This window comes from Pseudomonas sp. TMP9 (genome assembly GCF_037943105.1).
Taxonomy (GTDB): Bacteria; Pseudomonadota; Gammaproteobacteria; order Pseudomonadales; family Pseudomonadaceae; genus Aquipseudomonas.
This window is the reverse complement of the sequence record NZ_CP149803.1, coordinates 2,432,902-2,446,445: the sequence shown is the minus strand read 5'-3', so window position 1 is coordinate 2,446,445 and position 13,544 is coordinate 2,432,902. Positions and strand designations below refer to the sequence as shown.

General features: G+C 55.6%; 11 protein-coding genes. All 11 read left to right on the top strand.

Annotated features, from left to right (window positions below):
• Window positions 1-115: 115 nt before the first annotated feature.
• The 11 genes from WF513_RS11625 to WF513_RS11575 all read left to right on the top strand — a co-directional run bounded on the left by WF513_RS11625 (window position 116) and on the right by WF513_RS11575 (window position 13,532).
• A complete protein-coding gene (locus WF513_RS11625) occupies window positions 116-856 on the top strand; it encodes a flagellar basal body rod protein FlgF (RefSeq protein ID WP_339079537.1) in 741 nt (246 codons plus the stop codon).
• A 46-nt stretch (window positions 857-902) separates the two neighbouring features.
• Window positions 903-1,688: a flagellar basal-body rod protein FlgG gene (gene flgG, locus WF513_RS11620; RefSeq protein ID WP_339079536.1), complete on the top strand. Its 786-nt coding sequence runs from the start codon at window positions 903-905 to the stop codon at window positions 1,686-1,688.
• An 82-nt stretch (window positions 1,689-1,770) separates the two neighbouring features.
• Window positions 1,771-2,490, top strand: a complete 720-nt coding sequence (flgH, locus tag WF513_RS11615; RefSeq protein ID WP_339079535.1) for a flagellar basal body L-ring protein FlgH — start codon at window positions 1,771-1,773, stop codon at window positions 2,488-2,490.
• An 11-nt stretch (window positions 2,491-2,501) separates the two neighbouring features.
• On the top strand, window positions 2,502-3,605 hold the full coding sequence (locus tag WF513_RS11610; RefSeq protein ID WP_339079534.1) for a flagellar basal body P-ring protein FlgI: 1,104 nt from the start codon (window positions 2,502-2,504) through the stop codon (window positions 3,603-3,605).
• A 17-nt stretch (window positions 3,606-3,622) separates the two neighbouring features.
• On the top strand, window positions 3,623-4,798 hold the full coding sequence (gene flgJ, locus WF513_RS11605) for a flagellar assembly peptidoglycan hydrolase FlgJ (RefSeq protein ID WP_339079533.1): 1,176 nt from the start codon (window positions 3,623-3,625) through the stop codon (window positions 4,796-4,798).
• Window positions 4,799-4,804: 6 nt separating this feature from the next.
• Window positions 4,805-6,847: a flagellar hook-associated protein FlgK gene (gene flgK / locus WF513_RS11600; RefSeq protein WP_339079532.1), complete on the top strand. Its 2,043-nt coding sequence runs from the start codon at window positions 4,805-4,807 to the stop codon at window positions 6,845-6,847.
• A gap of 41 nt (window positions 6,848-6,888) precedes the next feature.
• On the top strand, window positions 6,889-8,568 hold the full coding sequence (locus tag WF513_RS11595) for a flagellar hook-associated protein 3 (protein WP_339079531.1): 1,680 nt from the start codon (window positions 6,889-6,891) through the stop codon (window positions 8,566-8,568).
• A gap of 69 nt (window positions 8,569-8,637) precedes the next feature.
• Window positions 8,638-10,965: a PEP/pyruvate-binding domain-containing protein gene (locus WF513_RS11590; protein WP_339079530.1), complete on the top strand. Its 2,328-nt coding sequence runs from the start codon at window positions 8,638-8,640 to the stop codon at window positions 10,963-10,965.
• Window positions 10,962-11,564 carry a gamma-glutamyl-gamma-aminobutyrate hydrolase family protein gene (locus WF513_RS11585; protein WP_339079529.1) on the top strand — a complete coding sequence of 201 codons (603 nt, stop codon included), beginning with the start codon at window positions 10,962-10,964 and terminating at the stop codon, window positions 11,562-11,564. Before WF513_RS11590 ends, WF513_RS11585 begins: the two co-directional genes overlap by 4 nt.
• 7 nt (window positions 11,565-11,571) lie before the next feature.
• Complete coding sequence (locus tag WF513_RS11580; protein WP_339079528.1) at window positions 11,572-12,312, top strand: phosphocholine cytidylyltransferase family protein; 741 nt, start codon at window positions 11,572-11,574, stop codon at window positions 12,310-12,312.
• A 17-nt stretch (window positions 12,313-12,329) separates the two neighbouring features.
• The gene (locus WF513_RS11575; RefSeq protein ID WP_339079527.1) at window positions 12,330-13,532 is read left to right on the top strand and encodes a methyltransferase domain-containing protein; all 1,203 of its coding nucleotides are present in this window, start codon (window positions 12,330-12,332) and stop codon (window positions 13,530-13,532) included.
• Window positions 13,533-13,544: the final 12 nt, after the last annotated feature.

Here is a 13,544-nt window from a genome sequence, read left to right as displayed (position 1 = left end):
TTTATTAAAATTCATATAAAACAATTAGTTATCTTTATTTTTTGAGTGCTGGCACAAGCATTGCTTTATACCTTGTATAGAGCAACGGGCGACACGCCCAACTCGGAGAATAACCATGGACAAGATGCTGTACGTTTCCATGACTGGCGCCCACAACAACACCCTGGCCCAGCGTGCCCACGCCAACAACCTAGCGAACATCACCACCAATGGCTTTCGCCGGGATTTCGAGCAGGCGCGCTCCATGCCGATCTTCGGTGACGGTTTACCGTCGCGGGTCTATGCCATGAGTGAGCGCCCCGGCACTGATTTCACGCCAGGCTCGCTGCAAGAAACCGGTCGCGATCTGGACGTGGCGATTGGCGGCAAAGGGTGGTTGGCGGTGCAGGCTCCTGACGGCACCGAAGCCTATGTGCGCACTGCCAGCTTGAACGTTGATGCGCTGGGTGTTTTGCGCACCGGCAATGGCTTGCCGGTGATGGGCAACGCCGGACCAATTGCCGTGCCGCCTGAGCAGAAAATCGAAATCGGTAAAGACGGCACCATCAGCATTCGTGCGCTGGGTGAAGCGCCAAATGTGTTGGCTGAGGTTGACCGCTTAAAGCTGGTCAATCCGGACCTCAAACAAATGGAGAAGGGCACCGACGGTTTGGTTCGCTTCAAAGGCCAAGGCCCGGTGCAGGCCGATGCAACTACGGAAATCACTTCGGGATTTCTTGAGTCAAGCAACGTCAACGCCGTGGAAGAGATGACCGCGATCCTCTCGCTGTCTCGCCAATTTGAATTACAAGTGAAGATGATGCGCACTGCCGAAGACAATTCGGCAGCCATGGCGCGCGTCTTGCAAATGACCTAATTACCAGCACGCGGCGTCGGTAATACGACGCCCGAGGAGAATCGATATGCTTCCGGCACTGTGGGTCAGTAAGACGGGTTTGTCCGCTCAGGACATGAACCTGACCACCATTTCCAACAACTTGGCCAACGTCTCGACCACCGGCTTTAAACGTGATCGCGCCGAGTTTGAAGACCTGCTGTACCAAATTCGTCGTCAACCGGGCGGCCAGTCTAGCCAAGACAGCCAACTGCCGTCTGGCTTGCAGCTGGGTACCGGGGTGCGAGTGGTGGGCACGCAAAAAATCTTCACCGCCGGTAGCCTGCAAACCACCGAACAACCGCTAGACATGGCGATTAACGGTCGCGGTTTCTTCCAAGTGTTGCTGCCAGACGGCACGGTGTCTTACAGCCGCGACGGCAGTTTCCACCTCAACTCCGATGGCCAGGTGGTGACCTCTAACGGTTATGCATTGGAGCCGGCCATTGTTCTGCCCAATGAAGTGCGCACCTTTACTGTCGGCGAAGACGGCACCGTATCCGTCACCACTGCCGGCAACCCGCAGCCGCAGATCGTTGGTAACTTGCAGATTTCCGATTTCATCAACCCGGCGGGGCTGGAGGCTATCGGTAATAACCTGTTCTTGGAAACTGCATCCAGCGGGGCGCCGCAAGTCGGCACACCGGGCCTGAATGGCCTAGGTACCACCCTGCAAAACACCTTGGAAAACTCCAACGTCAGTGTGGTGGAGGAGCTGGTGAACATGATCACCACTCAGCGCGCCTATGAAATGAACTCCAAAGTCATTTCCACTGCGGACCAGATGCTCGGCTTTATTTCACAGAATCTTTAATGGCGTAGGGCGGGTTAGACGCGAAGCGGCGTAACCCAACAAGGTCCTCACCTAGCAGAATGCAACAACTGAGGTAATCGATATGAACCGGCTAATTATTCTAAGTGCACTGCTTGGCCCTCTGGCATTGAGCGGCTGCATGGCGCCCGCGCCTAAGCCGGACGATCCCTATTACGCCCCGGTAATGCCGCGCACGCCGCTGCCTGCCTCGCAAAATAATGGCTCCATCTACCAAGCTGGTTTTGACAATGGCTTGTTCGGTGACCGCAAGGCTTACCGCGTGGGCGACATCATTACCATTACCCTCAATGAGCGCACCCAAGCCAGCAAGAACAGCAACAGCCAGGTCAGCAAAGACAGCTCGGCCAACCTCGGCATACCCAACCTGTTCGGCATGGCGGTAACGCCGAAAAATCCGCTGGCCTCCATCGGTGCGCTGGGCCTGAACAATGACACCTTAGGTCTGGACGCCAGCTTCGATGCAGCGCGTTCAGCGGATGGTTCTGGCGCTGCTGGGCAAAGCAACAGCCTTACCGGCTCAATCACCGTATCGGTGGCCGAAGTGATGCCCAATGGCATTCTGCTGGTGCGCGGGGAAAAGTGGATGACCCTTAATACCGGCGACGAACTGGTGCGCATTGCCGGCTTGGTCCGCTCCGATGACATCGCCACTGACAACACCGTGTCCTCGACCCGCATCGCCGATGCTCGCATCACCTACTCGGGGACCGGTGCCTTTGCTGATGCTTCGCAGCCGGGCTGGATGAGCCGTTTCTTTCTTAGCCCAATGTGGCCGTTCTGAGGATGGTCACCATGACGCTTAGTAAATACCTCATCGCCGCTGCCGCTGTGTTACTGGCTTCAATGGCTCAGGCCGAACGGCTGAAAGACCTTGCCAGCATCCAAGGTGTGCGCAGTAATCAGTTAATTGGTTACGGCTTGGTGGTTGGCCTTAACGGCAGCGGTGACCAAACCACCCAGACGCCGTTTACCGTGCAAACCTTCAATAACATGATGGCGCAGTTCGGTATCAAGGTGCCGGCGGGTGGCAACGTGCAGCTGAAAAACGTCGCGGCGGTGTCGATCCATGCTGACCTACCGGCGTTCGCAAAGCCCGGGCAGACCATCGACATCACCGTATCCTCCATCGGTAATGCGAAAAGCCTGCGTGGCGGCAGCTTGCTGATGACCCCGCTTAAAGGTATCGACGGCAACGTATACGCCATCGCCCAAGGCAACTTAGTGGTCGGTGGTTTTGACGCCGAAGGCGGCGACGGCTCACGCATCACCGTCAACGTGCCATCGGCAGGGCGTATACCCGGCGGGGCAATGGTCGAGCGGCCGGTACCGAGCGGTTTTGATCAAGGCAACAGCCTGACGCTCAACCTCAATCGTCCAGATTTCACCACTGCAAAAAATATTGTTGACCACATCAACGAGCTGCTTGGCCCAGGTGTGGCCCAAGCGCTCGATGGAGGTTCGATCCGCGTCAGCGCGCCCCTCGACCCGGGTCAGCGGGTGGACTACTTATCCATTCTGGAAAACCTCGAAGTTGAGATCGGCCAGGCTGTGGCCAAGGTCATCATCAACTCGCGTACTGGCACCATCGTGATTGGCCAAAACGTGCGCGTGCAGCCGGCTGCAGTCACCCACGGCAGCCTGACAGTGACCATTACCGAAGATCCGATTGTCAGCCAGCCAGACGCTTTGTCCGGCGGCCAGACGGCTGTGGTGCCGCGCTCACGGGTCAATGCTGATGAAGAAGCCAAGCCCATGTTCAAGTTCGGCCCCGGGACCACGCTGGATGAAATCGTCCGCGCGGTGAATCAGGTGGGCGCTTCGCCTTCCGACCTTATGGCCATCCTGGAGGCGCTTAAGCAAGCCGGCGCTCTGCAGGCTGACCTGATTGTGATTTAAGGGAGGGCACGCCCAAAATGGACTCTCGACTCTCAGCCGGTTTACTCGGTGGGGCTAAAAGCCCGGTAGACAGTGGCGCCTATAACGACCTAGGCCGCTTGCAGCAGTTCAAGGTGGGCGGCGACAGCGAAAAAAACATCAAGAAAGTCGCTCAAGAATTTGAGTCGCTGTTTCTCAATGAAATGCTCAAAGCCATGCGCTCGGCTAACGAGGCGTTTGGTGAGGGCAACTTTATGAACAGCAACGAGAGCAAAACCTACCAAGACATGCACGACCAACAACTGTCGGTCACCTTGTCCAACCACCAAAACGGTATTGGCTTGGCCGACGTGTTGGTGCGGCAGATGTCCAAAATCAAAGAAGCCGACAGCCGGCCCAATCCGTTTGCTCAGGTGAACGAGGCGGTCCCAGCTGCGCCGGTTAAACCATTGGCTCAGGTTGAAAGCAGCCGCGATGACAGCTCCTTGCTCAACCAACGGCGCTTGTCCCTGCCCAGCAAACTGACAGACCGTTTGCTCGCGGGCATCGTGCCGACCGCTACGGCGGCGGACGCACAGCCACTGGCGCAAAACGATTGGATACCCGCCAAGACGTTTGCTGCCCCTGCAGACACAGCACTGGCTTTGAGTGGGATGGACGCCATTACCGGGCGGCGTATTGCCCAGCCGCCACTGGCGCCTGGCAAAGCAGCCTTTGGCTCGAAAGATGAATTTATTGCCGCCATGTTGCCGATGGCTGAACAAGCCGCCGAGAAGATTGGCGTCGACCCACGCTATTTAGTGGCACAGGCCGCGTTGGAAACCGGCTGGGGTAAATCAATTATTCGTCAGCAAGACGGCAGCAGCAGCCATAACCTGTTTGGCATCAAAACCCACAACACCTGGGAAGGCGACTCAGCGCGCGTGCTGACCACTGAGTTCAAGGGCGGCAAAGCTGTTAAGGAAGCGGCCTCATTCCGCGCCTATGAGTCCTTCGCCCACAGCTTTGATGATTACGTGAGCTTCTTGCAGAACAACGGTCGTTACGAAAAAGCCTTAGCCACTACCGACAAGCCCGAGCAGTTTGCCCGCGAATTGCAGAAGGCCGGCTACGCCACCGACCCGCAATACGCCAGCAAAATCGCCCAGATCGCTCGGCAAATGCAGACCTACCAAACAGTCGCGGCCGTCAGTACGCCGTCCACCAACGGATGATGAACCATGGCTGATCTCCTCAATATTGGCTTGTCTGGGCTGTCAGCGAACAAAACCTCGCTGGCGGTCACCGGCCACAACATCACCAACGTCAATACGCCCGGCTTCTCGCGCCAAGAGACGATACAGGCTACGCGTATTCCGCAGTTCAGCGGCGTCGGTTACATCGGCTCAGGTACAACGCTGGTCGATGTAAGACGTATCTACAGCGAATTTCTCAATACGCAGGTGCGCAGCAGCACAGCACTTAATAGTGATACCCAGAGCTATCTGGGCCAGATCAATCAGCTGGATTCCTTGCTGGCAGGTACTACCACTGGGGTCAATCCTGGGTTGCAAAAAGTATTTGCTGCGCTGCAAACCGCTGCAGAAGACCCTGCCAATATTCCAGCTCGGCAATTAGCGTTGTCTGAGGCTGAAGGTTTGGCCAAGCGTTTCAATACTGTCTACGACCGTCTATCCGAACAAAACGCATTTATCAATAAACAGCTTTCTGCAGTAAGTGACCAAGTCAATCAACTGGCAACATCAATAGCGGGTTACAACGATGCAATCGCAGTGGCTGCAGCCAACGGCAAGCAGCCTAATGATCTGCTTGATGCGCGTGAAGAGGCTGTGCGCAAGTTGTCGACTTTTATTGGTGTAACCGTGGTTTCCCAAGACGACAACAGCTACAACCTTTTTGTCGGTTCGGGCCAGCCCTTGGTAGTAGGCAGTACCGCGTCACGACTTGAAGTGGTCCCCGGCTTGTCCGATCCGCTGCGCAGTGAAGTGCAGTTTGTCAGCGGCAATTCGCGCCAAGGTATTACCTCGTTAATCACTGGCGGCGAGATGGGCGGGCTGATCCGCTACCGCGAAGACGTGCTGGATACCACGCTTAACTCAGTCGGGCGACTGGCGCTGTCGGTCACCGATCAAGTCAATCGTCAGCTTGGGCAGGGCTTGGATCTCAATGGTCAGTTCGGTAATGGTTTATTTCGTGAGCTGAATGATCCGTTGCTAATTGGTCAACGCAGTTTGGCGCGTGTGGGTAACAGTGACACCACAGCCAACCTCAACGTGTTGATCGAAGACACCACCCAGCTCAGCACAAGCGACTATGAGATTGAGTTCACCACTGCTACAGATTTCACCGCGCGACGCATCAGCGACGGTACCAGTTTTGGTCCTTTTGATATCACGGCGGTTCCGGCTGCGCAGTTCGAAGGCATCTCACTGAACGTGGCCAGCGGTACGTTTGCTGCGGGTGATCGCTTTCGGGTTATGCCGGCGCGTAATGCCGGCGAGTCTATGCGTGCCGACATGAAGCGGCCAGAGGAGCTAGCCTTTGCTGCTCCGCTGAAATCGCAAACCAGCCCAGCGAATATTGGCACTGGCGTGATCAGCCAGCCGACACTGAAAACTGAAATCGATATCTACGACCCGGTGGCTCAAACTAATCTGGAAACCAGCCTACGCAACGCACCGCCACTGCGCATCGTGATGGGGGCAGTTACAGCAGGTGTACAGAGTTATGAGGTGTTTAACCTTAGTGGCGGTCCTGCTATTGATACCGGTGTCATCGTGCCGGGGCAGAATAATAAGTTGACCATTACTGTGCCCGCCTCAGCCGGGCCGCCTCCTGTACCGGTGCCTTTTGATTACGAAGTGAGTGTCAGTGGTCGGCCTCAGAGCGGCGATAATTTCTCTGTATCGTTTAACACCAATGGTGTATCCGATAACCGTAACGCTTTGAAGCTAATCGACCTGCAGAATCGAGCGGTCATTGGTATCAATCCCCTAGCGCCTGCAACCACAGGTTCAAGCTTTACTGACGCTTACGGAGATTTAGTGGAGCGGGTGGGCACACTGACCAGTCAGGCGCGGGTTGATGGTGAGGCCACTGGGGCTATCCTCAAACAGGCTACTGATAATCGCGATTCGATTTCGGCGGTCAACCTTGATGAAGAAGCCGCTAAGCTGATCCAATTCGAGCAGTATTACCAAGCCTCAGCACAGATTATTCAAGTTGCCCGCAGCCTGTTCGATACACTGATTAACACGTTCTGACGCACCAGTTGCGTGCGGTCTAGAACCTCGAGGTTAGTTTTATGGTTATGCGCATCTCTTCAATCCAAGCGTTCAATAACGGTGTTAGCGGCCTGGGGCGTAACTATGCAAATCTGATTCGCACTCAGGAGCAGATTAGCAGCGGCAATCGTATTCTTACTCCGGCTGATGACCCGGTAGCCTCGGTGCGCCTGCTGCAACTCGAACAACAACAGGCAGTGCTTGGTCAGTACAAGGAAAACCTCACCGCTGCAAAGAACAGTCTGGCCCAAGAAGAAACCACCATCACTTCGGTAGTCAATGTACTGCAGCGTGTTCGCGAATTGGCGGTGCAAGCTGGCGGCGGTGCGTTATCGGCTGAAGACCGCAAATCACTTGCCAAAGAGCTAAGTGAGCGTGAGGGCGAGCTGCTGAACTTAATGAACAGTCGCAATGCTCGCGGTGAATACCTGTTCAGCGGTTTTCTCGGGAAAACTGAACCCTTCCAGCGCAACCCCGACGGCACCTATTCCTACCAAGGTGATGAAGGGCAGCGCACCCTTCAGGTTGCAGGCTCCAGCAATGTAGCGATCAATGACAACGGCAAGCGCCTTTTCGAAGAGGTGACTAATGCCAACCGGGTTGTGAATACGCTCGGTGTCAACAATCCGGCATTACCGACACCGCCTTTGCCAGCCACTACCGTTCCGGCATTACCTGCAGCGGATCAGCGGATCTTTATGTCGCCAGGGCTGGTGCAGGACAACCAAGCGTTTAACAGCAATTTTCGCTCCGGTGAGCCTTATTCGCTGGCATTCGTCAGCGGTAAAGAGTTCCGTATTTATGACAGCGCTGGCGCGGACGTAACGTCGGAGGTGCCGGGTGCTGGATTGATTGACCCACTGACTAACAACGGTACCGCCATTACCTTTCGAGGGATGCGTTTCCAGCTAGATGTCGTGCTGAAGCCCGGGGATAACGAACTTGACCTGAATAACCTTCTGGCAGATACCGCCACTGCCGGTGCGCCTGGTATCAATACCCACACTTTTACGTTGCAGTCGGCGCCAACGGATTTTGCGGTGAATCGCTCATCGACCAATAATTCCACTGCGATCATTGCGCCTGCGGGTATCAGCAACCAAGCGACCTTCGATAGGCAATTCCCGACCTCCGGCGTGGTGCTGCGGTTCACTGATGCCAGCAATTACGAGGTCTATTCCCAGCCGGTAGGGCCGGGTAGCCCAGTTCTTAGCACGGGTTCTGTTGGTGGTCCATATCCCGCAACCTTTAGCGTGTATGGCGCCAACTTCACTTTGTCTGCGCCTGCCGCTGCCGCCGGTGGCGATGAATTCGGCGTGCAGCCGCAATTCAAAGAGCAGATCAGCATCCTAAACACCATCAGCCGTCTACGTCAGGCGCTGGAGTCTTCCCCGACCTCACCTGCGGGCAACCTGGGGGTTCGTAATGAGGTCGCGATTGCGCTGACCAACCTAGACAACGGGTTGGGCAAGGTGCTTGAAGTGCAAACGGAGATCGGCGCACGGCTCAACTTGATCGAGACGACTGAAATCGATAACGAAGATGTCACCCTGATCAACAAAGCCGTCCAAGCTGACCTGCGCGAATTAGACTACGCAGAAGCACTCTCGCGCCTGTCATTTCAAACTATCGTCCTTGAGGCAGCGCAGCAGAGCTATGTGAAGATTGCTGGGCTGAATTTGTTTAATCAGTTGCGTTAATAGGTAGTTTTATTGCTCTAGCAGTGGGGCAGTGCGGCATGTTCAATTTTGAAGGAATCGACGAAAAACATGACCGATCAGGCACTGGCTTTTTCCACCAAAGCGGGAACGCTCGCACTGCTGGCTGGCCGTTTGCAGGGCGCTATTGTATTGCCCCAAGTGTTGTTTACTGTAGCTGACTGGCGACTGAATGCCGGAGCTTGCTTGACGCGTTTACATGAGGCGGATTGGCCCTACATGGCCGTGCGCAGTAGCAGCGCTCGTGAGGACGGTGAGCAGGCCTCGGCAGCGGGTGAGTACGAGTCCTATCTGAATGTCACCCACGATGAGGTCGAGGCCGCCGTCGAACGCGTGCTTGACTCCATGGGCGGTCAGGCCGCATGGCCGGATGATCAGTTTTTCGTGCAGCCGATGGTCACGGATGTGAGCCTTGCGGGCGTTGGCTTTGGGCTTGACCCAGCCACCTTGGCCCCTTATTTCGTGATTAATTATGATGAAAGTAGCGGCCTAACAGACAGCGTAACGTCGGGGCGCTCCAACGAGCTCAAAACCTTTTACGCCCACCACTCCGCGACCCAGGTTCCGTTGGATCTGGCACCGGTGGTGGACGTGTTGCGAGAGTTGCAGAACCTGTTTGGTCGACAGGCCATCGACATCGAATTTGCCATGGATAAGCAGGGGCGGTTGTTCCTGCTCCAGGTTCGCCCCTTGGTGCTGACTGGCGAGCCGACAGATACGCAAAGCCACGCCAAGCTGGTTCGTTTGATTCATGAGCGCATCGCCCAGGGAATTCGGCCGCAACCTTTTTTGCATGGCGAGCGAACGGTGTTCGGCGTGATGCCGGATTGGAACCCGGCAGAGATTATTGGTGTGCGCCCTCGGCCATTGGCATTGTCGCTGTATCGCGAGCTGGTCACCGATATGATTTGGGCCTACCAGCGCAATAATTACGGTTATCGCAACCTTCGCAGTTTCCCGTTAATGCTGCACTTCCATGGCTTGCCGTATATCGATGTGCGCGTCAGCTTCAACTCGTTCATCCCCCGTGATATAGAAGGGGCGCTAGCTGACAAGCTGGTCAATTATTACATTGAGCGCTTGCTGGCTGCGCCGAACCTGCATGACAAGATCGAGTTTGAAATCGTTTTCTCCTGCTACACATTGGACTTGCCACAACGTTTGCAAGCCTTGCAGAACGAAGGATTTACTGAGGCCGAATGCGAGCGGTTGGCAGACAGTCTGCGTAATCTGACCAATCGTATCGTGCACAATGAAACGGGGTTGTGGCGTACGGATCGGCAAAAGCTCGATGTTCTATTGGCGCGTCGTGATGAAATACTTGGTGCGGACACCGACCCGGTCACCCGCATCTATTGGTTGCTGGAAGATTGTCGCCGCTACGGCACTCTGCCGTTTGCAGGCTTGGCACGCGCCGGATTCATTGCGGTGCAATTGCTGCGCTCGCTGGTCACTGTCGGTGTGCTCAATCAAGTCGAATACGATGCTTTTCTCAGTGGTTTGTCCACTGTCAGCGGGCAGATGACACAGGATTTTGAGCAGCTCAATCGCACGACCTTTCTCGCTCGTTACGGGCATTTGCGTCCCGGAACCTACGACATCCTATCGCCGCGCTATGACGAAGCCCCTGACTTGTATTTCGACTGGCAGCGCATGGCTGTTGAACCTCGCCCCGATGAGGCGCGTTTTGCCCTGTCATTGGCGCAGATGCGTGAGATCAGCCGGCTGCTAAGCGAGCATGGGTTGTCTCACGATGTGGTGGGATTGTTCGATTTTCTTCAAGCAGGCATCGAGTTGCGTGAGTACGCCAAGTTCGTCTTCACACGCAACCTGTCGGATGCGCTCACGCTATTTCGTGAATTGGGCCAAGACCTGGGCTTTAGTGCTGATGACATGTCTTACGCCAATATCCAGGTTATCAAAGAGCTGCATGCCGCCAGCGCCGACCCTAAGGAGTTAATTGCGGCCAGTATCGAGGAAGGGCGCCGGCGCTATGCCGAGACTTGCCAGATTGTTCTACCGCCGCTGATTACTCGGGCAGAGGATGCACTCTGTTTCCACATGCCCCAGACCGAGCCAAATTTTATTACTCAGCGTCAGGTTACGGCTGCCGTAGTGGACTACCTGCAGCGTGATCGGTTGCAAGGGGCCATTGTGGTTATTCCCAGTGCCGACCCCGGTTTCGATTGGATTTTTTCTCACCGTATAGCGGGCTTCATCACGGCGTACGGTGGAGCCAATTCACATATGGCGATTCGCGCCAACGAACTGGGTTTGCCGGCGGTGATCGGCGCCGGTGAGGTGCTTTATCGTAAATGGGCGGCAGCGCAGGTGCTCAGCATCGATTGTGCGAATCGTCGAGTTGAGGTGTTGCGGTGAAGACGGTGCTGGTCAGTCAGCGGGTCGACGTTTTGCCTGATCGAGGTGAGCGCCGCGATACGCTCGATCAGCGCCTGTTGGATTGGCTGGCAGCGAGTGACCTGCTGCCTGTGCCTGTACCTAATAACCTCGAGAGATTAGCGGCGCTATGGGAGCATCTGCGTCCCTGTGCTGTGATTCTTTCTGGTGGGAATGATTTGGCTAGCTACGGCGGAGATGCCCCCGAACGTGATGCCGTGGAGCGTGCTTTATTGGCCCGTGCGCTGGCTGAGCAGATTCCGCTTTTCGCACTATGCCGTGGCGCGCAACTGGTGCTGGATGCGTTCGGCATTCCCCTAGAGCGCGTGACAGGACATGTAGGTAACCGTCATCAGGTGTCGATTAATGGCCGTACTTTTTCGGTCAATAGCTATCACCAGTGGGCGTGCCGAGAGCTCCGCGCACCCCTGCAGGTGCTGGCGCGGAGTGATGACGGTGTTGTCGAGGCTTTCACCCACGAACATCTGCCAGTCATGGGGATAATGTGGCACCCGGAGCGAGAGATGCCTTTTGCCGAACTGGACAAAATACTTCTTGCGCAATGTCTGAATAAGGAATGAGTTGTTAATGACACATGCCATCATTCTCGCGGCAGGCCGCGGCAGCCGTATGGGCGAATTGACTACCCTCGAACCCAAGTGCTTTGCTCGTCTGCATGGTCGACGCTTGCTGGATTGGCAGCTAACGGCGTTGCACGGGGCAGGTATCGAGCAACTGGCTGTGGTGCGTGGTTACCGCGCTGAATGCTTCGCTGAGCCGTTAACTTATTTTGAAAACCCGCGCTGGCAGCAGAGCAATATGGTGCGCACATTATTGGCCGCCGATAGCTGGCTGGCTGCGGAAGATTGCATCGTCAGTTACAGCGACATTTTTTACAGTGCGGCAACCGTTTCTGGGTTAGCGGCTGCTAAGCAAGATCTGGCGATAGCTTACGACCCACACTGGCACGCGCTGTGGTCTCAACGCTTTGACGATCCTCTTGCTGACGCCGAAAGCTTTCGTCTGGATAGCGCCGGCTATTTGGCTACCATCGGTGAGCGCTGCAGCAATGTAGCCGAGATCGAAGGGCAGTATATGGGCCTGCTGAAGTTCACCCCAACGGGCTGGGCGCAAGTGCGCGAGCTGTTGGCCGGTTACAGTGAAGCAGAGGTGGATCGGTTGGATATGACCACGCTGTTACGTCTTGGCTTGCAGGCCGATTGGCAAATTGCGGTGTCGCCCGTTCAAGGAGTATGGGGCGAAGTGGATGCGGCAGATGATTTGGCGCTCTATCACCGGCTATTTTCTGTGGCTGACCTGACTCATTAAGCTTTGGAGCGCTCACCATGCCTTTGTGTTTCCCCCGGCAAACAGTTCTTACGATTCTGAGCCGCTTTCCTCGTCCCGCTGACACGCTGGAGCAAAAGGCCCGCGAGTATTTACAGGCGATAAGTGCTCAAGAGGTGGACGCTTTATGGGAGCAGTTATGCATGAGGGTATTGCTGAGTCCCGTTTATTTGGAGGCGCTCTGGCCAGATGTCTGTGCCCAGCATCCAAACATGCAGCAGCTTGTCAAAGGTCTGCGTGAGCAGCTATGGGTGCCCGCCACTATGGCTCAGATAGAAATCAGCAGCGCGCAATGGGTATTAGAGCAGGGGGATGCGGATCAGCCAGGTACTCTGATGCATCAGCTGCTGAGCTATCTGAGTAGTGCTAATCCTGTCGGTGATTCATCGTTCGGGTTCTTGGCGCGTTACTACACGTGGCGTGATCTGGTGGTGACGCAGCTGGTGGCACCGCAACGCACCGAACTGCTCGATCGAGTATTCAGTTTATTGGACATGCAGAACAAGCACTGGGGGAAACCCTACTGCGGGGGCTATGCCTATCAAGGTTATGCCCGCATCGGTCTGGCCGGTGTCAAACCGACTGAAGTACGTTTGCAGGCCTATGGCTTCACCTCGTGGCTGAAACCCGCCATGAGTGTCTTGGAAATCGGTTGTAACAATGGCTTTATGGCTATCGAGCTGGCCCGTCATGCGGGCTCAGTTGATGCTGTGGAGTACAACCCCTTTCTGGTCGAGATTGGTCGCATCACCGCAGAGGCACTTGATCAGCGCAACGTTCACTTTGAGGTTGCAGACTTCAGCAGTTGGGCGCCTCTCAAACGCTATGACGTTGTGCTTTCCTTCGCCAATCACTGCACGATCGACGGTAATCTGTCTGTCGAGTTTGAAAGCTTTGTGGCCAAGCTTTGGCACCTTACTAATGAAGATGGCTGGTTGTTTTTCGAAAGCCACAATGTGTTCGGTCCAGGTGCTGGGACGGCAGGGGACGATGGCGATCTCGATCATAAGTTCGACATTATGGAGCGCTACTTTGAGCTGGTAGACAGCAAGATGACCAAGGCATTCGTGCCTAGTCAGGATGTCGATAAATTGTTTGTCGTGTTGCGTCGCCGCTCTCAGGTGTTGCCTGCTGCCCAGCGGCGGATGAACCTCCATGAGGCTCGCAAGCACTATAGCTATCAAGGCCAACCCTTTACCTGAGCCGCTATCGAC